The sequence below is a fragment of the Catenovulum sp. SX2 genome (assembly GCF_052056295.1).
Classification (GTDB): domain Bacteria; phylum Pseudomonadota; class Gammaproteobacteria; order Enterobacterales; family Alteromonadaceae; genus Catenovulum.
The window spans coordinates 157,498-183,214 of record NZ_CP182494.1 but is presented as its reverse complement, the minus strand read 5'-3'; the positions used below and the strand labels follow the sequence as shown (position 1 = coordinate 183,214).

At 40.5% G+C, this 25,717-nt stretch carries 17 protein-coding genes; all 17 read right to left on the bottom strand.

From position 1 onward, the window contains the following. Positions 1-8: 8 nt before the first annotated feature. A complete protein-coding gene (locus ACMZOO_RS18185) occupies positions 9-1,085 on the bottom strand; it encodes a 6-bladed beta-propeller (protein WP_440906660.1) in 1,077 nt (358 codons plus the stop codon). Positions 1,086-1,169: 84 nt separating this feature from the next. Beyond that, positions 1,170-1,937 (bottom strand): phytanoyl-CoA dioxygenase family protein, encoded by a 768-nt coding sequence (locus ACMZOO_RS18180; protein WP_440906659.1) that lies wholly within the window; start codon positions 1,935-1,937, stop codon positions 1,170-1,172. A gap of 254 nt (positions 1,938-2,191) precedes the next feature. Continuing rightward, complete coding sequence (locus ACMZOO_RS18175) at positions 2,192-2,902, bottom strand: SapC family protein (protein WP_440906658.1); 711 nt, start codon at positions 2,900-2,902, stop codon at positions 2,192-2,194. Between the two features lie 39 nt (positions 2,903-2,941). Then, positions 2,942-4,492, bottom strand: a complete 1,551-nt coding sequence (locus ACMZOO_RS18170) for a tryptophan halogenase family protein (protein ID WP_440906657.1) — start codon at positions 4,490-4,492, stop codon at positions 2,942-2,944. A 96-nt stretch (positions 4,493-4,588) separates the two neighbouring features. Next, positions 4,589-6,589 (bottom strand): hypothetical protein, encoded by a 2,001-nt coding sequence (locus ACMZOO_RS18165; RefSeq protein WP_440906656.1) that lies wholly within the window; start codon positions 6,587-6,589, stop codon positions 4,589-4,591. Positions 6,590-6,643: 54 nt separating this feature from the next. Then, a complete protein-coding gene (locus ACMZOO_RS18160) occupies positions 6,644-10,351 on the bottom strand; it encodes a TonB-dependent receptor (RefSeq protein ID WP_440906655.1) in 3,708 nt (1,235 codons plus the stop codon). Between the two features lie 278 nt (positions 10,352-10,629). Continuing rightward, positions 10,630-11,910: a TRAP transporter large permease gene (locus tag ACMZOO_RS18155; RefSeq protein WP_440906654.1), complete on the bottom strand. Its 1,281-nt coding sequence runs from the start codon at positions 11,908-11,910 to the stop codon at positions 10,630-10,632. Between the two features lie 4 nt (positions 11,911-11,914). Continuing rightward, positions 11,915-12,415 (bottom strand): TRAP transporter small permease, encoded by a 501-nt coding sequence (locus ACMZOO_RS18150; RefSeq protein ID WP_440906652.1) that lies wholly within the window; start codon positions 12,413-12,415, stop codon positions 11,915-11,917. Positions 12,416-12,417: 2 nt separating this feature from the next. Then, positions 12,418-13,404, bottom strand: coding sequence for a DctP family TRAP transporter solute-binding subunit (locus ACMZOO_RS18145; RefSeq protein WP_440906651.1), 987 nt, complete (start codon positions 13,402-13,404; stop codon positions 12,418-12,420). Positions 13,405-13,518: 114 nt separating this feature from the next. Continuing rightward, the gene (locus ACMZOO_RS18140; RefSeq protein ID WP_440906650.1) at positions 13,519-14,523 is read right to left on the bottom strand and encodes an XdhC family protein; all 1,005 of its coding nucleotides are present in this window, start codon (positions 14,521-14,523) and stop codon (positions 13,519-13,521) included. A gap of 133 nt (positions 14,524-14,656) precedes the next feature. Continuing rightward, the gene (locus ACMZOO_RS18135) at positions 14,657-15,688 is read right to left on the bottom strand and encodes a hypothetical protein (protein WP_440906649.1); all 1,032 of its coding nucleotides are present in this window, start codon (positions 15,686-15,688) and stop codon (positions 14,657-14,659) included. Continuing rightward, entirely contained in the window at positions 15,675-18,953 is a 3,279-nt protein-coding gene (locus ACMZOO_RS18130) for a carbohydrate-binding protein (protein ID WP_440906648.1), read from the bottom strand. The genes ACMZOO_RS18135 and ACMZOO_RS18130 overlap by 14 nt, the downstream gene beginning before the upstream one ends. A 462-nt stretch (positions 18,954-19,415) precedes the next feature. After that, on the bottom strand, positions 19,416-21,662 hold the full coding sequence (locus ACMZOO_RS18125; RefSeq protein ID WP_440906647.1) for a molybdopterin cofactor-binding domain-containing protein: 2,247 nt from the start codon (positions 21,660-21,662) through the stop codon (positions 19,416-19,418). Then, positions 21,662-22,132: a (2Fe-2S)-binding protein gene (locus tag ACMZOO_RS18120; protein WP_440906646.1), complete on the bottom strand. Its 471-nt coding sequence runs from the start codon at positions 22,130-22,132 to the stop codon at positions 21,662-21,664. The genes ACMZOO_RS18125 and ACMZOO_RS18120 overlap by 1 nt, the downstream gene beginning before the upstream one ends. Before the next feature lie 23 nt (positions 22,133-22,155). Next, a complete protein-coding gene (locus ACMZOO_RS18115; protein ID WP_440906645.1) occupies positions 22,156-23,052 on the bottom strand; it encodes a hypothetical protein in 897 nt (298 codons plus the stop codon). A 160-nt stretch (positions 23,053-23,212) separates the two neighbouring features. Beyond that, positions 23,213-24,079, bottom strand: coding sequence for a hypothetical protein (locus ACMZOO_RS18110; RefSeq protein WP_440906644.1), 867 nt, complete (start codon positions 24,077-24,079; stop codon positions 23,213-23,215). Positions 24,080-24,263: 184 nt separating this feature from the next. Next, on the bottom strand, positions 24,264-25,715 hold the full coding sequence (gene aldA / locus ACMZOO_RS18105) for an aldehyde dehydrogenase (protein WP_440906643.1): 1,452 nt from the start codon (positions 25,713-25,715) through the stop codon (positions 24,264-24,266). Positions 25,716-25,717 lie beyond the last annotated feature (2 nt).

The following is a 25,717-nucleotide window of genomic DNA, read 5'->3' as shown; positions in this document are numbered from 1 at the left end:
AGTTATTTTTAGTCTTGTTTTAGCAATTTAAGCGGGTAAGAGTTATGCGCTCGCCACTGGCCGACATATAAATTACCTTCAGCATCAATACACAAACCATGGCAATGATTAAATAGTTGCCAGTTGGTTTTCATTGGCTGCAATTGCCCCTCTAGATAAATTGGTTGTTCAGCACCTATGTTTGCCACAACCTGATTGTTTTTATCAAAGATGCTGATAAAACCTGAATCGTCTTGGTTTTTACCATCAATATCAGACCAACATACTGGCACATAAAAATGCTCACCATGAAAAACCGGACGCCCAACCCAAGCGCCAGGTACCTTAAGTGTGTCGACATACTCACCCTCTAAGGTAAAAAATTTAAACGCAAATTCAGCTCTGGAGCTTATCATTAACATTGGTTTGTCAGGGTTGCGTCTATCAATTTCAATACCATGAGTGTTGCACAAATTGAGATTTGGGTCTTGGTTGTCGTGGCCGCCCCAATGACGAATATAACGCCCTTGTTTGTCATACTGAATGACATAATCTGAGCCATAACCATCAGTCACATAAATATCACCGTTATCAGCTATGGCGATGTCAGTCGGCCTAAAAGGCATATCAGGGGTATAAATACCTATTGTTTGTGGATGGCCAATGGTAAACAAAATATCACCACGCATATTCAATTTAGCAATAAAGCCAGCTTGTGCGATAACTTTGTTACGCGGCGAGTCCCATTCATTGATAGATACACCGTCCCAATCACGATTTAATTTCCAGCCGCTGTCAACCACATACATAAACTCGCCATCATCTTCTTGGCGAATTTTCAGCGCATGTGCACCAGGAAACTCAGTACCAAAACTATCGAGTAAATCACCCGCTTGGTTGTAAACTAAAAAGTTATTTTGCACATTATCCGTAACTAGAATAATCCGCCCTTTTGAATCAATTGCTAAATCATGGCAATTTTCTACTGGATATTGTTTTGAATCTAACTTGCCCCAATTGGCATCAAGTGTGTATTCAAAACCTGCAGCACCGAATGTTTTTCCGTCTAAATCATCAGAAATTTTTAATGTTGCACTGTTATTCATCTGGTTATTATCCTGAGTTTATAAAACAAACAAGCCGCCTAGAGGAGCTCTGTCGGCGGCTGTATAGAAATTGATAATTTGCGCTTATTGGTTTTCTTGCCAATTTAAAATTGCATCATCATCAACACGTTCTAGGGGATAATAAACAGCTTCGTTGTCGGCAAAAGCTTGATTGCTTATTGCGTTATAAGCAGAGATCATCGACCAACGAGGATCTTTCGAACGGTTTTGGTTTGATTTGTGTAATAAGTTGCAATGGAAAAACAACACATCACCCGGCTCTAACTCAACATTCACCAACTCGTGATATTTCATCGCTTCTTCAACAAACTTAAGATCGGCACCTTTTTGATCACCCGTTTTGCTGTGATCTAATCGACCCAAATGGTGTGAACCTTTTAAAACTTGTAAACAACCATTTTCGATTGTCGCTTTGTTAATTGCGACCATGCAGCTAATGGCTTTTGGATAAAGCATTAAATTGTCTTGATGCCAATAACCAAAATCTTGATGCCATTCCCACGCACCACCAACAAATGGTTCTTTCATCATAATTTTAGTGCTGGTGTGGTAAGTTGGCTCACCAATCAGTTTTTCACACGAATCAACCAAACGACGGCTTCTGGAAAACATGCTATACAAGTCGTCACCTGTTTTTTGCCATAAACACACTTTACTCACAGCACCGCTGCCATCTTTTTTATTCCAAGCTCTGTCGTATAGCGAATCATCGCTAAAGGCTTTTGCTTGCAATTTTTCAATCTCAGCCATATTGAAATAGCCGCGGGCGATTACATACCCATCACGGTAGAAATCTTCCATTTGTTTTTCAGTTAAAGAAATTGAACTCATAACACACCTCAGTTAAAACAACATTTAATTGTCAACAATGTTCACACAAACACAAAAACCGATCAACAATTATTTTTATATGAATAAAAAATTCATATAAGAATAACAAAAATTATAGTTACGAGGTGGCCTACTCTTTTTTCACCAGAGCGATTGATCTATCAATGGAAATGAATATTGCGGAGGAAAGTTTAAACGCTGCAGCAACAGGTTAGCGGACTGCCAACCTGCTTTTTATTGGTGACTTGACTAAATTAAGCTTCGTCGGCCCACTTCACCAACTTCTGTAAATGTAAGCCAGAGCTTAATACTAAGTGGCAAACTTGCAATATGCCCGATGTATGTGCCAACTCTAAATTGTCTCCAGACAACTTACTGACAGCCTGTTGATTAAAAGCAAACAAACCGTTTAAAGCAGCTTTTTCACCATTAGGTAAATCGACACTTATATTAATTCCTTCAATTAAACCAAGTTTGTCAGCTTGAGTGAGTATTTCTGTTGTTTGTTGAGTACCTGCCATTAATGCAGCAAAAGTTTGTTGAATGCGTTTTAAATATTCGGTTGCTTCACCTTTATCATCAAATATTTTTTGGCCGTCTTTAACCACCTGAGGGTGATTAAGATCAATAGCGATGCGCCCACCTTCTTGTGGTTTTTCCGGATCAAACAAGGCTTGAAATGGCCGGCGTAAAATTTCCAGAGGTAAATAAGATGCTTGCCACTGACCATCTTGAATAAATAAGTTTTGTCCAGATTTAAGCCCTAACAAAGCGCCTAACATAAACTGACCTGTCTGCGGATTTTTGGCGATAAAAACTGGATATTCATGCACTATGGTACTTAGCTCATTAACCACAACCATAGCCATATTTATTTGGTTTTCTGCTATATCAACTTGGCTTGTATCTATGGTTAAAGTACGGTGAACTGTTTTATCTAATAACTGTACATTTTTATCTGTCATTGCGTTTCCTAAGTTAATGCCTGATTTGGTTTAGCTTTGTTATGTCCTAGAAAGGCCATACTTTTTAATATTGTTAATTAAGTCGCGATTGCTGGGTAGTGCATCTGACAATTGCGCTATTCGCTGCTTATTGTATTGAATAAGCTGTTGGGCATAAGCTTTTTCTTGCTCTGATAATTCGAAAAATAGCTGACTGCGATAACCATGCCCATACAAAACAAACTGATAACTTGCCGCGTGAAATAATTCAGCTCTAGCTGGGAAATCTGACATTTTTGGCACTGAGTGCTTCCACAAATCCATCAACTCTTGCAAATTACCTGATACTGTAGCTGTTTTTCTATTTTCTTGCCAAAAATCATCCGTCCGTGAACTCATTAAATAATGCAGTTTTAAAAAATCGACCGCTGTTTGCCAATGGTATGCAAAAGTTTGATTGAAGCGTTTTTCAGCTATCTGCATAACATCTGTCGTTACAGGTAAAATTTCCGCTATTTTTGCTGCAGAAAGTTCAATGAGCACCAGTGCCGATGCTTCCAAAGGCTCTAAAAAACCTGCAGACAAACCGACGGCGACACAGTTATTATGCCAAAATTTATTCATATGGCCGGCAGTAAAGCTGATTTTACGTATGTTGCACTTTTCTACTAAGCCACCGGAATTTTGTATGTATTGTCGCAATGTTTGCTCTGCGGCCTCATCCGTCTGAAAGTCGCTCGCATATACATGGCCCACACCTCGACGACTTGGTAAAGCTATATCCCAAATCCACCCCGCCGTTTGTGCGGTTGACTGGGTGTAAGATTTGATAGCCTCATCATCAGTTGCATACTCAACTTGGGTGGCAAGCGCTGTATCTGCAAACAAAGTATTATTTAACGGTGAGAAACCAACTTTAAGCGCTTTTTCAATCAACAGGCGTTTAAAGCCAGTACAATCAATAAACAAATCAGCTGTCACTTGTGAACCGCTATCGAGCAATAAATTGGATATATCGCCGTTGGATGCAAGCCCGACATGCTCAACATTTGCAACTATATGCTTAACCCCTAAGTTATTAATCGCATGTTCTTTCAACAACTCTACAAAAGCGCCTGCGTTTAGGTGATAACCATAGTTTAAAACTTGTGCATATTCTGCATCCGTGACTAATTTTGGGGCTTTATTGAGTTCGCATATTGTTTGCTGCGGTGAGAATACATGAGCTAAAGCGTCTTTTAGCTGAGTATGATGCCAATACTCCACAGATAAACCTTCTGCAAAACCATGCGGCAAATCAAACGGATTATAATAAAAGCCAGTGCCATCATCTTGCCCCCAACCAACAAACTTTGAACCTTGTTTAAACGACACATCACAGCGTTGAATAAACTCAGATTCAGATATACCAATTTGCTGTAAAGTTTTTGGCATAGTAGGCCAAGTACCCTCGCCTACACCTATATTTGGAATATTCGGTGATTCACACAAGGTAATTTGCAAAGTACCAGTTTCAATACGGTGTTTATGGGTTGAAGCTATAACGGCAGCAGTTAGCCAACCAGCTGAGCCGCCACCGACTATGGCGATGTGTTTTAACACGTTCTGCATTTTGGCCCCTCTAAAGAATATCTGGATATAATATTTTGGAGCTGAAAAAAAAGCCCTAAATAGGGCTTTTCTACAAACTTGAGTACAAACCAAAGTTTAAGGTAATTGGAATAGTTGAATATTGTCAATTATATATTCAAACCCTTGACCCCATACGTTAGTGCCAATATGTAAAGCCTGGTCAGTAGTTGCCCAATCAGTTTTAGTTGCATCTCTAGGCAAATCCAAGATAGCGACAAATTTTTGAGATTCTGCAGCCAACATGAACACACCCTCAAACGCATGACCGGTAACAATTTCATCTTGATTACTTGCATTCACTACTGATGCACGGAAAGTGTGGTTAGATGCTGCAAAATCAGTAATATTCACATCCATCACTATCATATATCTATGAGTGTTTGACAATGCTCCATTTGGCAAGGCATAAACATTGCGGGGATCACCACCTGTCCCTGAGAACAAGCTATTTGTGCCTGAAATAACGCCTGAATCAGATTTTACCGATACGCCTGTCGCTAACACCCAATCAGCTGCACCGTTTTCAAAATTAGAATTGTCCAAAGTAATCATGTTAATACCTTGATCCACACCCAATTTATATAAACGAACGTCATCTAGCTCAGATTCTTGTGCAGCTTCATACTCAAAAGTGAGGCCTTTACCACCCATAAATGCAATTGCGTTGGTTCGTGCGCCACCACCATGCTCATATGTGCTTGTGTTGGCTACAACAGAACCTTCACTATCAACGACACGCATTAAGTTTGCACCACCCCAACCATCTTTATGCTTCATACGCGCTTCAATTACATAATAAGCGTCTGTAGCTAAGTCAGGAAGTTTTCGACTAATAGTCTCGGCACCCGCGAAGGCAACAATATTAGAGCCTTCCACATCCATACCTAATGCTGAGGCATTAGCAATTGTCGCAACGCCGCCTGTGGCTTGTGTCCAACCATTCAAGCCGTCTTCAAAGCCACCATTTGTTATTAGATTGCCTAAACCATCATTGGTCACAGTGATTTCGATACTAGCTGCTTCAGTATGGGTTCCGTCTGACACGTCGTAATTGTACATAAATTTTTCTGTAGCACCGGATGCAACATAAGGTCCAAAAATCGACGGGTCAAAGACTAAATTGCTACCAGAACTCATTGCAAATTCAAGATCAGGCGCTCCATTAGCAGGTGATAAACTTGAAAAATCGACAGTTAGCGCATCACCGTTTTCGTCAACAACCACTGGCTCAGCAGCCAAGTCAATTGTCGCTCGCGTTCCGCTTGTATTCACTGTAGATGTTTGAACGCCAGATACAATAGGTGCAACAGGCTCTGTTCTAACGCCTCGGATACGCACAGAAACTGTACGAGGTAATGTATGGTTATGATCACTTACATTGTAACTGAACGTCAAAACCATGTTTTCACCAATTGCAATATCATCTGCAACAGATGGAATATCTATGTCAATAGTACCGTTAGTTTGAATAAAAAGACCAGCAGGATAAGTTGCGTCGGCAGAGAAATCGCTAACAGTCAATGTTTCGCCGTCGTCATCAGTAGCACCTTCTAACAGGTCGATTGTCTGTTTACTGTCAAATTTTGTGAATACTTTTGACAAAGTTGCTTCGAAAGCAGGTGCAAAATCTTCACCTTCAATATTAATTGTTGCACTGCGGGCTACTGATAACTCACCATCAGATATCTCATAGTTAAATGTTACTGATTTTGTTTGACCTGAATCCAAGCTATCAACTAGCTCAGACGGGCGAACTACGATAAGACCATCACTAATTTCAAAACCCGTTAAATCATCCGTGCTAGCCTGCAAGTTCTGAATTTGTAAATGGTCGCCATTAGCATCAGTTGCAACTAACGTACCGTTGTCATCTTTACCAGTTGCACGACCTTCAGTAGTTCCTAACAAGTAAATGCGTTTAACGCCATCTTTTTCATGAAAGGTAGCGGAAATGCTACCCGAGTGAGTAGGCGCTACGTTTTCATCTACTGATGCTTTACCTTTATAATCTTCTTCACAACCTGTTAGTGCAGTTAATACAGCACTCACTAAAAGTGTTTTTTTCATCATATTCATATGCTTTACACCATTCTTTAATATGTGAGCCATATAGGCCCACACAATTAATTCTTAAAAGTTAACTCGAACACCTAAACGATACGTTGTACCTGTTTTGTAATTAACATAGGTACGTGACTTAGGTGCTTCCCCTTCTAGAGGGTTACCTTCGTTGTATTCCGCATAGGTATATCCTAACTCGTTATCAGCAGCGATCTTCTCAACAGGCAAAGTACGGCTGGTGAAATATTGGCGGTATTCCGAGTCTAATAAGTTAACTGCTTGGAAACTGATAGATACATTGTCATTAACCTTATAAGTTGCAGATAAATCTAATGAATCTCGACCTTCATTCCATAAGCTACCTTGATTCCACGTTCGACCATTTAAGCCAGTATTCCAATCAATACCAACTAAAGTGTCAGTTGTGCCGCGGTAACTTAAACGAATTTGATTGCCGTCTTGTTCCCAGAAAGTTGTAAAGTTATACGTGTGCTCCGGCGTATCGGCCACCGGATACTCTGGTAATTTGATGGTTTTCTCTGCATCAGCATAATCAGTATCATACTGAGATTTTTGATAGGTGTAGTTCGCTGAAACACCTAAACCACTTAAGAATCCTGGTAAGAAATCATAAGTTTGTGAATAACCTAATTCTATACCAGTAATTTTTGCGCCATCACCATTTACGTATTCTGCAACATTATAGGTATCACACAATAAGTCATAGTTATTAGTAAGGGCGTGAGGGGTGCTGGTATTAAACGGATAATCAGCAACACCGATTAAAGATAAACAGTCTTGTAATAATGCATCATCTTCATCTTCCAAAGTAGCTCTTGCTAACTTAAGTGTGCTGCTATCAACAGGGCCCTCATCTTTAGTGAAGTCACGAATGTAATACAGGTCATTTACTGTATCGGTAAAGTTTTTCATGTCTTTTTGGTAGATAGCTACACTCAACATAGACGTTGGATTGAAGTACCACTCTAATGAAATATCAATGTTATTTGATTCTAGAGGCTCTAACTTAGTATTGAACATAGTCAACTTACTGCCAACATTAGAATCAGTACCAGACCAGTAAGTATTCTGGTTCATTGAAAAACCGGGTCTTAACTGATCAATTTCTGGGCGAGTCATGGTTTTTGACACTGCAAATCGACCAACTAATTCATCACTAAATGCATAATTTAGATTCAAACTAGGTAACAAATTTGTATAAGTATGTGTACCTTTTGTCGGGATAGAAAGCACACTGGTATCTCTAACTTCATTTGGTACAAATGCAACTGTATCATTGGCGTTAATCGCGGCATTTGGATCCAATACCCACGGAGCTGATTGCAAGCTTGCGTCACCAAACTCATTGAAATGTGAACCGTCTATTCGAGCATAACGCCACATAGTGTCCCAACCAATAGCAGGTAAATCTGCTCCGCGTAGGCTCGCATCAGCCCAATCATCAGGATATACAACCGCACTTGGATCTGCTGATTTCACTTCAAACCAATCAGCATAAAGCGGATCGTGACAGGCGCCTTGAGCAGGAATTTTTGTCCATTGAGACGGATCAGTTCCTGATGATGTATCCCAACCTAAACCATCAACACGGCTGAATTTTTTCTCATAACCAAGCTCTCGACCACCCACATCGTAACACTCGGGCAAGGATTTATTGCGTAAGTTAATAAGGTCTTTGTATTCAAACTCACGACCTAAATTGAAATCGCGGTGGGTGAATTTAGACATACCAGCGAAACCTTCGGTTTCAACTTCAGTTCTAACGTAACGAACACCAAAATCACCAGTTAAACGACCATCTAACAACTCAAAATTGGTTTTAAGATATAACGCCTGTGTATCCAAATTTGTTTTACGCGTTTCGGTGTTATCAACGTTGTAAACAGTGTCTTCTGCACTTAAAATTAGATCTCGTGCCGCTTTAATATCAATTGGAACAAAACCATTAGTAATGTAGTTTGATTCATAACCTAAGGTTTGCATAAAATCATCTACGCCCAACCCCTCATCTCTTGCAATCAAGTTTGCTCGAATGTCAGCCAAACCACCTGCTTGAATAATAAATTTCTCACCAGTTTGTGGATCTTCAAACACAGCAGTTTGATTAGACGAAGAAAAGCGGTAGTTTTGGTTGTCAACAAACTTTTCGCGTTGACTTAATTTAACCCCAAATTCAAGCGTTGTAATTGGACCTAAGTCTGCATACCAGTCAAAATCAATTTGAGCATTCGCAAGCTCATCTTGAACAGTTACATCTTTAGTTGAAATGAAGCCTAAATGAAAAGTTTTTGAGTCAGCAGGATTAAAACCAGTTAATACATTAGTATTATCCCACCAACCAGCTCGAGCTATACCTTCATCATCGACATAACCTTCTGAACTAACATGTGTGCCTAAATTACTAACAGTATTACCAGCAACGATTTCACAATTACCAGCTGAACAATCATAACCTACAGGTACGACATTCTCACCCGCTCGGAACAATAAAGGCGAAGGCACTTGATGGAAGTTCTGCATATTAGTGTAAGCATTGTCTGGAATACTGTCAGATTTACTGCGCGAGTAACCAAGTTTAACGCTCATCTCCAATTCATCGGTGAAAGAGTGTTTAATATCCAAGGTGGTGCTTAAATTACTTTGTTTATCACCGCCATCAGAACGAGTAATATCCCCTTGACCAAAACGCCCCACATTTTTCGTTAATGTATTAGTATTTGTGTCTATGCCAATCCAATCGGCAAAGTTATCGGTAAATGGAGAAGTGTACTCTGCATTTTTACTATAGTTAGGTACATTTAACTCCCCTTCTACAAAACCTGCACTTGAACCTAAGCGTGTACGCAAACCGTCTAGCGTTTGTTCATAATCTTGCTGACTGTAAGTTACATCAAACATAACTTCAGTGGCATCACCAGGTAACCATTGCAAACCTAATGTCATACCCGTTCTATCAGTATTATTACGAATCAATTCATACATAGTTGCTGAATGAGTAATACCGCGAACATTATTTAAAACATTGCCATTTTGATCTGTAGCCGCGAGAAAATCTAATGACTCAACAAAATTGTCAACTCGATATTGGTCACGGCGAATATGATTGGTTTCGTTGTACGCGGTAAAAGCGACACCTAAAGTATCATCAAGAAACTTTTCGGTAACCGTAAATTGAACCTTATAATCTTCTTCTTCAGCCAAATCATTAAATCGACCTTGAATTTCACCTGTTCGAGTAGCATCTCGATTTAAAGGGCGAATTGTCACTAGGTTAACACTACCACCCAATGAACCTTCATCATGGTCGGCACTAGAAGTTTTAACGACTTCTAAACGAGAAAGGATATCTGCTGAAAACGAGCTTAAATCAACTGCTTGGCTGAAGTCAGTTGACGTTAACTGCTGACCATTTAAGGTAATATTATTCTGTTGAGAAGAAGCACCACGAATGGTTACTTGAGCGCCTTCACCATCACGGCTAACTATTGATACACCAGTAACTCGGCCTAATGCGTCAGCAATATTTTGGTCGGCGTTTTTACCAACGTCTTCTGCATTAATTGTATCGGCGATGTTTTTTGAGAAACGCTTGTCGTTAATTGACTTAGCCAAACTTCCTCTAAAGCCTTTAATTTCAATAACTTCAACATCTTCTTCTTGTTCTTTTTCTTTTGATTCTTCTTCAGCTGCATAAGCTTGCATATTATAAGACAGCAAGGCTAGTGACAGCGCACTTAATTTAAATCGTTTGTTCATTGTTGACATCTTTTATCTCCGCTAAGGATCTTACCAATTTATGCTGACAGTCATGTTCTGACACACCCAAAAGACAGAACACAAACAACATAGACACAGTATATTGTCAACAATCTACTGTATGCAAGTATTATTTACAAAAAAAATACATTTAATGTGCAGCTTTAAACTTTTCTCGCACAATATGTTAAAAACTATAATGATAGACTGAGAAACAAACACTGACCAATATACCTTGAACGGCATATTGGTCTTGTTAAAAAGTAAACTGGTCGCTTCTATTTGTACAAAACGGACGGCAACCACAAGGACAATTCAGGAATAAATGTCACTAAGATTAAAACCAATAGCAGTGGTATTAAAAAAGGCAGTGTGGCTTTTGTGCAGGTTTCGAATGGTACTTTAGTCACGCGTGACAATACGTACAACACCATACCGACAGGCGGGGTTAACAAACCCATCATTAAATTAAGCACCATAATAATGCCAAAGTGCACAGGATCTATGCCTAAGCTGACGGCTATTGGCAATAATATCGGCGTTAAAATTGTGATGGCGGCTATGGTTTCCATAAAACAACCAACGATAAATAGAATGAGCACCATCAATAGCAGCAACAGGGTTTTGTTTTGGGTAAAACCTAACATCCATTGAGTAAATAATTCAGTGATTTGTTGAGTGGTTAATACCCAAGAGAAAATTGATGCCCCGGCGATAATTAACAAAATGATACTGGTTGTCTCTATGGTTTCTAAGCTTATATTAACCAGCTGTTTAAACGTCAGCGTTTTATAGACAACTGAACTTAAAACTAAAGCATAAGCGCTAGCAGCAACCGCAGCTTCGGTTGCAGTAAACACACCAAATAATATTCCACCTATTATGATCACAGGCGTCATCAGCGATAAAAATGCCGATTTAAAAGTCACTATGGTTTTATTAATAGAAAATCCGGCATCTTTTGGGTAATTGCGCTTTCTTGCGTACCAAGCAATCATAATCATTAAACCGAGTGCCATTAACAAACCCGGAATTAAACCTGCGGCAAATAATTGGCCGATAGAAGCTGATGCCATTACACCATAAATAATAATAGGTAAACTTGGTGGAATAATTGGCCCTATGGTCGATGAAGCAGCGGTAATACCTACAGCAAAACCTGCGTCGTAACCTTTATCACGCATAGCTTTTACTTCAATTGCGCCTAACCCACCTGCGTCGGCAACAGCAGCACCAGACATACCAGCAAACAATACCGAAGCACCTACATTTACATGACCCAAACCACCTCTTAACCAACCGACCAAAGAGTTGGCAAAATCGAAAATACGCTGAGTAATGCCAGATGCGTTCATTAACGCGCCAGCAAATACAAAAAATGGAATCGACAACAATGGAAAACTATTGATACCAGCAACCATACGGTGCATCACCACCAACTCTGGTAGTTGACCATCAACTAAAATAGCCAATAAAGCAGAAGCAATTAATGCAAAAGCGACTGGGGTGCCAAGCATAATCAGCACAAGTAACGAAATAAATAAAACTGCGATGACCATGTTTTTATAGCCCCTGTGTTTGGTGTTTGTATGGGGTAACAAGCACAATACGCAGTGTACGAGCCAGCATAGCGAACAAAAATACCAATAAAAGCGCATATACCCAGGTAAGTGATAATGGCAACGAAGCCAATGAATGCGGTGAAATCAATGGAATAATTTGCCAACAAAAATATGCCAGCAGACAAATAACCACACAGTTAAAACATTCAATAACCATATGCAGTTTACCGAGCGATTTTTTCGGCAACCAACGATGGAATAACGTCATGGCGATATGCGCTTGGTTGCGACTGGCGATGCAAGCGCCCGCAAACGCCAATAAAATAAGCAGATAACGGCTCACTTCTTCAGACCAACCTAACGGAAAGTTAAATACATAGCGACTGAAAAACTGGCTAAATAAAATAATAGCGAGTCCCCAGAAAATGATTAAGCTTATCCAGTCTTCCATATGCAGTTGTTTTAACGATATTACTTTTTGTTCGAGTTCTGCAGTGTCCATCTTTATTTAACTCCCGCGTTATTTTCTGGATTAAGCGCAATAAGTTGCTGATAGTTTTCACGGCCGACTTTTGTTATATAAGGCGCGTGTCGTTTTAATGTTGCTTGGCGTAAACTTTGTGTGTCAACTTGATTAACACTGATGCCGTTTTGTTGAAACCAATTAATCAACGCGAGTTCGTTATTACGGGTTTCTTCACTCACTTTTTCAGCGGCTTGTTGCAACACAGCCTGGACAATTTTTTTATCTTGCTCCGGTAATTTATTCCATCGATAACTACTGACAATAGTAAGAATAGAGCCCATTAAATGGCCAGTTAGATTGATATGCTTTTGTACTTCAAAAAGCTTTTTCGCTTTTATCGTCGGCAATGGATTTTCTTGTGCATCAACAACACCTTGTTGTAGTGCCATATACACTTCAGAGAAGGCAATAGGTGTTGGGTTTGCGCCGACGGCTAATGGAAACTCTTTAAAAATACTGGCGTTAGGTACGCGTATTTTTAAATTTTGCATGCCAGCTAAATCGACAATCGGCTTGTTAGAAGTAACGTGTCGCTGGCCGTAATAGCTGTTACCAAGTATTTGATTTCCGTTTGTTGCACTCGCGTAATTGTTAGCTAAATTAACTAACAAATCACTCTGGTTAAAAGCTTGCCAATGCGAATAACCGTCAAATACATATGGTAAATCCGCAATTGCCAGTGAAGGTGAAAGCTGTGCCGCAAAACTAGTGCCTGTATAAATAATATCAACCACACCTAAACTTAAACTTTCGTTAAGTTCAGCTTCTTTGCCCAAAATTGAAATAGGGAAAATATCAATTTCAATCCGTCCTTCACTTTTAATTTTTATTTGCTCTGCCGCCCACACAGCCCATTTGTGCAAGGGTTCACTAGTTTCGTATACATGTCCCCACAATAAGCGCTCAGAGGCGTTTACAACTGGCATGCACAATACAGTCAATAAAACGAAAAATACCTTTTTCATAATAGAGTCATCACATATCAATTTAAAAAATTATCATTGATGCTACCATAAAAATGTTTATTGTTAACAATAAATTTAAGTACGTTAAATTTATTAACCTCTGGTCAGTTCTATTTACAGTGTTTGAATGGCTTTAAAGTCGAGCTCTACCGACAAAGGGTGTGCGTTTTGCTGTTCCAATACAGCATGTATTTCTGCCAATATTGCTAATGCGATGGATTCAGGCAATTCACCACCTATGTTTAAGCCGATAGGGCCATAAATTGGCATAGATGTTTCTTGTAACTGTGCATGTTTGAGTACTTTGTCTTTGCGGTGGCTTGGCCCTAATAAACCTATATATTTAGCGCTTGATTGTTGCAAAACAGCCAAAGCTGCGGCATCAAATTCCAGGTTATGTCCCATCACCACAGCTGCGTCTATATTGTGCAGCAGTTGATGTTCTGCCAACTGTTCTGGTGCTTGACGAATAATTTGGCTTGCCGCGGTAAAATATTGCGCACGCGCGTTGTTGCTTCTGTGATCAATTAAAGTTATCTGCCAACCTAAGTTTCCAGCCATAGCCACGAGTGGCCTCGCATCTATGCCAGCACCAAATATCGCTATATGCGGGACGGGTTTTAATTGGATATTTAGTACATCACTTTGGGTAGATGTTTTGTGGCTATCGGTAGGGTTGTTAACCACTGCCAAATTGGATTTATCTGGCGCTGCGAGATTTATTTGATAGCTAACGCTTTGTCTGCCTTGCAACAACTCCAATAACATTGGTAAATCATGATAGTGGTTTTGTGAATTAACAGGTTGCAATAATATTCGCACCATACCGCCACAGCCTATGCCAAGCTTCCAACTGATATCATCTTCTTCACGCATATCGTATTGGATCACCATGGCCTGTTGTTTATCCATTACTATTTGCGCTTGGCGCATTATGTCGGCTTCTAAACAACCACCACTAAGCAGGCCAAAATATTGGCCAAGGTTATTAATAAATAACATGGCGCCTGCTTTGCGATATGACGAGCCTTGAGTTTCAATAATAGTGCCCAACACCCATTGGTATTGGTCTTTTTTTTGATACCAATTATTTAATAACTCTGTTAATTGGTTAGTCATGCAAAGCTCCAATTAAGTTAACCTCAGCTGCGCATAAATTTACTTCAACTCTGCTTACGCGCAGCTAAGGTTAAGTTAAACACAAAAGGGCTTCAAATGAAGCCCTTAACAACCTTTAATAAATTTTAAGAAATTAGTGAGCTAATTCTAAAATACCCCAAACTTCAAGGTTACTAACAGACACTACTGCATCACCATTTGCATTGGTCGAAACCGCAACTGTTGAGCTTGAACCGTCTGGTAAGTGTAATTTCGCTGCAGTTACTCCTTGTGGGAAATAACTTGCAGGAATTGCCACTTCAACATTGTTTAAGATAGGTGTTACGCCACCCGCAAATGGACGATTAATTAAGTGCATAACATATGGCGCAGACGCATCTGTTTCGTGGATACGAGATACCGCAGATACAGTTTCGTTTGCAACACTGCCGTTAATGCTTACGTTAATTTGTAAACCTGCAATGGTGCCACGCTGACCAATGTGTCTAACTTTGCTGCCTTGCGCATCTAATACAGCTCGCTGTTCTGGCGTTAAGTAGTTTAAGTCGCCGTCGTAGAAAATGTGGTCAAACTTATCAAAGTCAGCTTGGCGCGGTACAACTGGGTAACCAGCATCACCAAATACCAACATATCAAAGTTTATGTTATCTTCAGTTAAAATTTTCACGCTTGATTGCACTTGGTTCCCACCGTCAATAAAACCGGCTTTCATTGATGAGTACATAGCGTGTACATAACCTGCTTTCGCATACGAAGTGTAACCATCTAACAAGTTAGCTTGCGCTCGAACAAATTGATAGATATCACGATAGTTATCCGCACCTGGTGACCAAGTCCAAACCTCGCCACCTACCCATACGTTAGCAGGAATAGAGAATAAGCCGCCGTAAGCATAAGCTTGCGCAACCCAACCACGACCAAAACGCGGTGCGTTTTGAATACGTAACTCGTCAAACTCCCACGGATAAGGGAAGTAAGCTAAAGTTTTATCAACTGCTTGAGCACCTTTTAAGTGTACAAGTATGTTAGTTGGTAACTCAGCAATACTGGTTCTTGCACCTAAGTTCAATTCACCAGATAAGAAAGTGATGTTTTCATTGAAGATATAACCACGCGACTCAAACAAGTGGGTACTTGCACCAATTTCAATATTAGGTCGTTGCACACGAATGTATTCTAATACTTCGGCGAATTTGGTTCCAAACATCACGGTTAAAGTAGATGAAATCTTCTAACATTGGGATATTGCCAGAAATGGTATCACCTGCATTAGACCAATCAGTATGAGTTACCCCTTGCGCGCGTAAATATGCACCATAATCGAAGGTATTCACATCGCTAACCCCCATAGAAGCTAACTGTGCACTGCTATACTTTTTCGACAACCAAACTCGGAAGTTTGCCATGGCATATGGAGAGAAGTCACCACCAAAGTCACGCATGTCAGTTGAACGAGTTGAATTAGTTTGAGTATCAAACATCAGCTTGTCAGGGTTTGCTTTTAATAATTGGTCAACTTGTGACTTCATAAATGGTACAAATGCAGGGCTGTGATTACTCAACCAATTGTTGTTATAACCGTCATGGCTTAAATAACCCATAAATGTCATACGGACATTACGGCCGTCTAATGTTTGTACATAATGCGGCTGAGGATTAGTTGTAAACTCAGTAAACCAACCATAACCCCAGTCAAACTCACCACGTGCCGTATATTCAAAACCTTCACTTTGGAAGTCGCCAACTACGTTAACTGCCCAATCCATAATGACAGTTTCGTCGTAGAAGTCATGCTCTGGTGGATGACCCCAGAATGCACCTGTTGCACCAAAATCTGCATATGGTGTATCACCATCTACTTCTAAATTACGATTTTGTGGATAGGTATACCAAACGTCTGATTTTAATACTTTATTTGCTAGTGGAATTTGCACTGGTGTTTTCAAGTATTGTAAACCTGTCGCTGGGCCATCAATTTCAGCTACGACATGATCGTTCGGGTTATATACACGCGGTTGTTTAGCTGTGCTGTCGCTCACTTTTGCAAAACGCACAAAGTCACCACTCCACTGCCAATCAGAACCACCAATTGCTTCAATGTGCACTGTGTGATTACCTGTGCTTTCAACAACTAAATCACCACCATAAAGTTCGTATTCTGCTGCTATATCCCAACCTCCTGTGCTGTCAAAATATCCCCACGCAAATGGTTCGCCGTCTATATCAATACGCGCACCATAACTACCACCCGCAGGTGTAGACACAGTGATAAATGCACGATAAGTACCGGCTTCAAGGAACACATTGTTGTATTTACCCCAGTCACCATTAGTTACCCAACCAACGTTTGTATCACCAGCAACAAAACCGTCGTTTGGATCGCTGGCAACTCGGCCAACTGTGCCGGTTTCATCAAAATCTTCTAATTCAATTTGAATGCCACCTGGCGGTGGTAAAATTGGGTCAACCACAACTTGGCCGCTAGCTCTAAACATGCTTGGGCTTAAGGTACTTGGGTGAACAAAATTGCTGCCACCGTTTATATCAATACCAAAACCTATGCCACTTACAGCGCCACTGCCGCCATCTGCGTTACCAAGTCTTAGCTCAAAGTCATGCCAGCCTGGGGTTAAGTTTAAGTCAGTTGTTTGTGATGAATTTTCCCAGCTGTCGTTGGAAAGGACTAGTTGGCCATCAATGTATAAACGTACGCTGTCGTCTATATGCTCATAGAAAGAGATATGACCATCAGCATCATAAATTTCACCACGGAATACTTCGGTAGAATTAGCTCGAATTGCATCGTCTGTCTCTAACAAATCAGTTGTAACGTCGTAATTAGGTGGATTTGCAACATAACCAGCTTCACCAGCAAAGTTCATCGCACCATCTACACGGCCAAACAATAAACCTTGACCATCATGATAATACTCACCTTCACCTGGCTCGCCACCACCATTGTCGGTTTCACAACCTGCAGCATCTACTGGCGTACCTGCTGGTGTATTTGGACATTGGTCGACATTATTGTTTACGCCGTCGTTGTCGTCATCTAATTGTGATGCACCACAACCCGAGCCATTAACAGCTTCACCCGCTGGCGTGTTTGGACACATATCAAGGCTGTTGTTTACACCGTCGTTGTCTGTATCGTTATTTACGATAACTTCACAGCCGTTTGCATCGACCGTCGCACCAGCTGCAGTGTTTGGACATTGATCAATATTATTGTTTACACCATCGTTGTCGCTATCTAATTGTGATGGGCTGCACCCAGTTAGATCAGCAGGTTCGCCTGCTGGTGTATTGGGACAAGAATCAGAACCATCTAACACACCATCATTATCAGCGTCTTGCTCAGGTTCACCGCCACCATTGTCGCCATCTAAATTAGTGAAAGTTAAAGCATCACCAAACCATAACCAGCTAAATTCACCAGTAGAACTTTGTGCTTGAACACGTACTGTGTGAGTGCCTGCAGTGATGTATACAGAGCCAGTTAATTGAAATTCTGCAAAATCAGCTTGATTACCCGTATGCACTGGCACTTCATTAATTTCAGTACCGTCAACAAATAACACAGCGGTAGCATGTGAGGTTTGCCCGGAAGCTAACATAGATACGCTGTAATTGCCTGAAGATGGGAAGTTAATTGTGTAGTCAACCCAATCTGTGGTTTGCACACTATCAACCACTGTGTGTTTATCATTTGGATAACCACGTTCGCCAACTAAAACACCTTGTGCGCGTGCATCATCACTACCTGTTGCATCAAAGGCTTCCATTTGAATAACAAAAGACTCACCACTAGGCGGTGTGCCGCCACTAGTCGTCGGGCAGCCATTTGCATCAACTGGCGTACCTGCTGGTGTGCTTGGGCATTGGTCTTGGCTGTCGTTGACACCGTCGTTGTCTGAGTCAGTAACAGGATCAACAGGTGAATTTTGCATTAATACAAAAGATTCTAAATTCCATTGCCATGTAGAGCCAACCGCTAATAAACGTAGGGTTGAAGCGCCTGCTGGTAATGAAACAGTGTGAGCTGGCGTCAGTGATTGAAAATCATCCCAACTACCATACGGCACAGCTACCGAACCTTGACTCTGCCAAGTGCCATTAAGGTTGACTAGTACTTCGATACTAGGGCCTGATTGAACACTAGTGCCGACAAAATACTCTATGTTGTATTCACCGCCTTCGGCGTTTACATTGTAGTCAACAAAATCTCCCGCGTTAACAAAGTTAATCGCGCCTTGTCCATTTACATTGTATATGGTGACAGGGTTCGGTTGGCCATCGTTATAAGTTCCGCCTGAATTGGCAAAGGATTCTGCTTGTATTACGAGTGTCTCTGCTTGCGCGTGAGCGCCAAGTAAAGCAAATGAGAATGCAATACTTGAACTCAGCAGAGAATGTTTTGCTTTAAACATTTGATTCTCCAATTTTTTGTTGTGTTAAGTAAGTGGTTCTTACTTGTGCGATTAACCCTTGTTTGAGCATTTTTGCTATCCAACAACCGCACAGCAAAGAATTTTGTTAATTGATAACAATCATCAAAAAAGCAAAAAAATACGGGGAATATTTTATAAAGCTAAATATCGACCCCGTAGGCAAGTCAATTGATTTGTGTGAATATTAACCTGACACTTTGCCCAGCTAGAGTAGAACAACCAATCACAAATGACAACAATTAAAAGTTAACAAAATAAAAACAATCACAAGTTATTGTTTTAAAAAGAAATAAAAAAGAAACATCGAGCAAAAAACAAACAGATCATGGTAAATTGTTAACATTAACAAAAGAGTTTGAAGGTTAGGCTGAACAATAATAAGAGTTGGGTTAATACCCAACTCACAAGGTTGTGAAAATAATTAAACTGAAGTTAGGTTAATTAAACCGATAAATATTGGTTGATTGGTAAAACTCGGTATCGTTTACCACTTGCTGCAAAAATTGCATTGGTCAGGCTAGGTGCAACTGGAGGCACGCCAGGCTCACCAACCCCACCTGGATATTCATCACTTTGGATAATTTCAACCGCTAGCTGCGGGCACTGCTGCATTCTCAGCAATGGATAGTCATGGAAGTTAGACTGTGAAACTGCACCTTGTTTAATATCTATTCGCCCCATCAACGCCAATGACAAACCAAAGATCATAGCACCTTCAATTTGCGACTCAACTCTGTCTGGGTTAACCGCAATACCACAGTCGATCACAGCTTGCATCTGCAATACTTTCAGTTGGCCATTTTTCACCTCAACTTTACTGGCCACTCCAACATAACTAACAAAACTGCGGTGAATAGCCAAACCCCAAGCTTGGCCTGCTGGCAACTTTTCATCAAAATCGACCAACTGCTCAAGCTTATCTAACACAGCTTTGTAGCGTTTAATGCTAATTGGGTGACGCTGCAAACTTTCATCATAGTCGGTGTAGCCTTTAAAGCCATAGTCTTCGGCTGGGTTTATCGTGCGGTCTTGTCCGTATAACTGACGAAGGTATTTATGTGTGGCGATACCACTACTCTGCGCTAACTCATCGACAAAACTATGCAGAGCAAAGGCATGCGGAATATTACTTACAGAGCGCAGCCAGCCAATACGCACAGGGTTTTGATAACCTGAAGACTCACTTTGTAAACTCTCAACTTGATAAGGAATATCATTAAAACCTAACGACAATTCAACATCTAACATATCTTCGGTTGACGGGTCGAACGTCGTTTTAATACTTGGCATCACCGAGCGCTGCCGCCATGCTGTGATATTAGCGTATTTATCCACCCCAGCTTTAATATGTGCAACAGCACCCGCATGAAAATAGCCCATTTGAATGTCATCTTCACGCGTCCATACTACTTGAATCGGCTTACCCATTTGTTTAGATAAATACACAGCTTCAGCAACAAAGTCTGCTTTAGATTTACGCCCAAAACCGCCACCCAATAAAGTGACATTTACTTTTATTTGTTCGGGCTTTAAACCCACTATTCCAGCAACATTATCCATAACAGCTTGTGGATTTTGTGTTGCCGCCCATATTTCACAACTTGTGTCTGTAACTAACGCTGCGGCAGCTGGCGGTTCCATAGGTGCATGGGCTAAAAAAGGTACTTGGTAAGTCGCCTCAACTATTTGTTCAGCTTTGGCAAAACCTGCAGTGATATCACCTTTTTCTGCGCTACGTTTTGCTGGATTTTGCGCTTTATTCGCCATATCAGCAAACGCGCTATCGCTATCAAAACTGCCAAGTTCGCCATAATCCCAGTCAATTTTAAGTGCTTTGCGACCTTGATTGGCCGCCCAAGTATTAGTCGCAATAACCGCCACACCACTACCCGAGGTATACACCACAGGTTTAACTGTATCTGGCATGTTAATTACGTCTATTACTCCTGGAATCGCTTTTGCTGCACTGGCATCAAAAGATTTAACTTTGCCATACAACACAGGGCAGCGTTCTATACTGGCAATTAACAAACCTTCTAACTCAACATCAATCCCATAAGTGGTATTGCCTGTGGTCATATTGTGTAAATCGACAATCGGCACAGGTTTTTGAATATAGTTAAATTGATCTTTGCTTTTAAAGGTTAAACTAGCAACATTCGGCACAGGCTGGTTGGCGGCAAGCTCGGCTAAATCACCATAATTTAAACTATTGCCATTGGCTAAATTAAACACCTTGTGTTGTTTAGCTTGCACTTGTGATTTATCAACTTGCCAATAGTCAGCCGCAGCTTGTTCTAACATGGCGCGTGCAGATGCGCCGACTTCTCGCAGCTTAGTGTAAAATTTACGAATACTGGTTGAGCCATCGGTGTTTTGATCGCCATATGCTCTGTCTCCTAGTCCTTGAATAACGTTGATTTTCTCCCAATCGACATCCAATTCATCGGCAATTATTTGAATAACCCCGGTTTTAGCGCCTTGGCCCATTTCTGATCTGTGATTAATAATATCGACTCTGTTATCAGGGCGAATTGATACAAACACATTGAGCTTTTGTGGCTGGTCACTTTTAATAAACATTGCCTGCGGTGCATTGCCCGATGTTGAACAACCCAATAACAAACCACCACCAGCAACACCTGTTAAGGTTAAAAATTCGCGCCTATCCAATTTAAAGGTGTTCATTATTTAACTCCTTTATTTTGTTGCATGGCAGAAGCAGCATCTTTAATCGCTTGTTTGATGCGGGGATAAGTACCACAACGGCAGATATTACCCGACATGGCATTGTCTATATCTTGATCGCTTGGTGACGTATTATTCTCGAGTAAATTCAATGCTGACATTATTTGCCCAGACTGGCAGTAGCCGCATTGAGGAACGTTATTTTCACGCCATGCAACTTGAATAGGATGATTGCCTTGTGCATCAACCCCCTCAATGGTGGTAATTTCAGCGCCTTTTGCAACCATAACAGGGGTGATACATGAGCGCATTGGCTGGCCGTTTACATGTACAGTACAGGCCCCACATAAACCTTGGCCACAACCAAACTTAGTGCCTTTTTTTCCAAGCAAATCTCTAACAACCCAAAGCAGTGGCATTTCGTCTGGGGCATCTACCTGATATGTTTGTTTATTGATTTTTAATTCCATCTTTTACCCTCACGGCTTAAATTCTATTGGTTTATTTGCATTGTATTATTCGTGTTCATTTTTGAACGATTTAAACTGATCAATTGGTATAACAACTCGGTTTTTGCCATTTGATTAACGTCAATAAACGGGTTATCTATTTCAATTACATACCGTTGCGACAAATTCGCCTGGCGTAACATGTCTTGAATTAGCTTTGAGTGAATGAGTGTTTGATAATAACTACCGTCACTCAATGCTAATTGCATACCTTGAGCAATGAGTTGGTGAAGTGCGAAATTGGCTTGATTGACATAAAAATAAAAAGCCGATGGGTAAATGAATAATATATTTGGCTCAACCGCCATAGCTAACTCTGGTCTTTGCGCAACCTCATCCCAAGGCTCATGAACACCGAGTGAAATAAAATCAAAACGCTTTGCGTGCAGCATCTTCCATAAATTTCGCGCTTGGGTTGATTTCTCGACGGTAAAACCTGCATGTTCGAGTATGCGGGTATCGCCCCAAAATGCACCTTGGCCAACAGTAAATGCTTGTAAGTCGTTAACGGTTTTAACCTTGCTAAATCTGGCCTGTTCGCCTTGTCGAATCACTAAAACTCGATAGCCGCCTAAACCTCTAAAAATAGGCACTTCAACCGCGAGTAGGCCCTCAACTTTATATGAGCCTGCACTACCCCATTTTAAACTCAGGCGATTTTTCGCCACATACATAACTTCACGCGCGTCAGTTAACGTCTCATCAAGTTCTTTAAAACAAACAGAGGTGCTCACTTTAGTCAAAGATAACTTGAGCAATTCTACAATTAGTATTTCTTTATCATTGTCGCGTAACGGGTGAGTGAGTGTTAGTTCGCAGGCTTGAACGCTCGCAAATAGGCTAGGGCAAATAACCAGAAAAAAAATAATCAAAGCTTTCATTATGCACCTCAGTCTAGTGAAGCTGAACTCTGGCTAACAGCCTGTTCCTTAGGTGCCATGCAGAGTTTAACTGTGATTTAGTTGGCTTTGAACCATGCGCTAAAAAAGCCCCAAGCAAGCTTGGGGCAAGAGGCACACATGGTACACACACACAAAATTCTTATAAGGTGTTCGGGTCTAAAATGTATTGTTCGTAATGCGGATCAACTCGGCTGATCATAGGGTTAGTAAATTTAAAAATGCGTCTTTGTTTTAAATTGCTAAATTGAAATCTTTCGTAAAAATATTCTTTCCACAATGCATTTAACTCACCCGTTTTATGCGCTCGTTCTAAACCAACTTGGATACGTTCAGCCAAAAGTTTGTTGTCAGGATGAGTAAAAAAGAACTTGGGCAAGGGGTAATAAATGCAAATTTCCGTGTCGTAACGTAAGCCATCAATATGTTTGAACTTATCCCATTCGCGTTTTAGTTCATGTGCACCTAGCGGAAACATGTCGCCGCGGTTATTTGCAGCCATATAAAAAAGACCTTCAATATGACTACCTTCAACAACCCTAAATCCTTGCGAACGTAAAATATCTCCGTCTAACCATCCGCGGCCTTGAATTATTTTTAGCGCAGATGCCTGCTCTTTAGTCTGAACTGTACGTAGTTTGTTTTGAGCTTCGGGTGAGATCAAACCAACACGATAACCAGCTACGCCTAGCTCCACAGGAAAATGCACTGCTGCTAGTTTGTCTAATAAATCATTCGATACCGAATCTTTGTAGAGGTAATTTTGAAACTGCTTTTCTTCGGCTTCAACACGCATACGCGTATAACTTGGTGTTTCACCTGGCCTTACGTTTAATTGATAAACACCATAATCTTCTACCGTGTTATCTAACGCCAGTTTAACTAAATTATATTCATACTGCTGTTTTGCATCGCCCTGTATGCCTGTTGCAAAAGTCACAACAGTTTTAGCAATCCCTTGTGATTGACAACAAAGTGTTAATACTAACAATGCGATTAACTTTTTCATCTTTGGTTTACCTCTCACAACAATTTCAAACATTGTACATTGTTAACAATACACAGTAAACCTAAAAGTTCCATTTTGTTTAAAAAAAGTAAACAGCGGGTAATAAAAATAATCCCCACTACCATTCATTGGCAGCAGGGATTATGGGGAGGCTAGTTATCTTATTTCGTTTTAAATGGTTTTATTATTTAGTTTCTTTTAAATAAATAGTTTTCTTTTCTAAATACTGCTCTAAACCAAATTTACCGTCTTCACCACCAAAACCACTTTGTTTCCAACCATTGTGGAAACCTTGATGTTGTTCACCCATGCCACGGTTTACGTATACTTCACCTACATCTAAGTCGTTAATAAACTTATTGATATCGAAGAAGTTTTTTGTGTAAACATAGGCACTTAAACCATAAATACTGTCGTTACAGAATTCGATGGCTTGCTCTGCATCTTTAAATTTTACAACAGGTAAAACAGGGCCAAAAGTTTCTTCGTGTACCGCAATGTTTGATTGTTCAACATCCACAAGCACTGTTGGCTCGTACCAACAACCACCCGCAAAACCAGCAACTTTAGCAACTTGGCCACCCGTAGCTATTGTTGCACCTTGTTTAACTGATTCTTTAACAATGTGATCAATATTATCAATTTCACGTTGATTACATTTAGGACCCATTTGGCTCTCACGATCCATAGGATCGCCAACTTTCAACCCTTTAACTTGTGGTAAGAACTTAGCCATAAACTCGTCATATACTTTTTCGTGAACATATAAACGTTCAACACAAGTACAAACTTGGCCACAGTTAGCAAAACGTCCCCACAAAGCACCTTCTACCGCTTGGTCTAAATCAGCATCATCCATTACTACCATAGGTGCTTTACCACCTAGCTCTAACATAACCGGAGTCATGTATTCAGCACTGGTTTTGTAAATTTGTTTACCTGCGTAAGTAGAGCCTGTCATAGTGATCATTTTAGTGATCGGGCTTTCACATAAAGCTTGACCCACAACAGAACCAGAGCCATTAATGATGTTTAATACGCCCGCAGGAATGCCCGCTTCTACCGCTAAACGACCCAACTCAGTTGTTGCTAATGGCGTTTCTTGCGTAGGTTTTAATACCATAGTGTTGCCAGTAATTAATGCCGGACCAATTTTACGCCCAGCCAAAGCTAGCGGGAAGTTCCATGCTGTAATACCAACCACAACACCACGTGGTACTTTGTGAATGTAGATTTTTTCGTCTTGATTGTCTGAAGGTAAAATATCCCCTTCAATCGTCAATGCATTATCACAAGCGTATTCAATAAAAGTTGCAGTAACTTCAACTTCCATCTCGGCAACAGCAATCAATTTACCCTGCTCGGCAACTAACATTGGCGCTAACACAGCTTTAGCTTCACGAATTTTTTGCGCGAAGTTACGTAAGATTTTTTGACGTGTGCGTGACGTTAATTTAGCCCAAGCTTTTTGCGCTTTATTAGCGCTTTCCAACGCAAACTGTGCATCTTCAGCGCAGCCTTTTGGAATTTCGCCAATTTTTTCACCGGTAGACGGGCTTAATACATCAATTACACCATCTGCATACGACTTAACGTATTCGCCATTAATAAAATTTACGTTATTTTGGAAAGCCATAG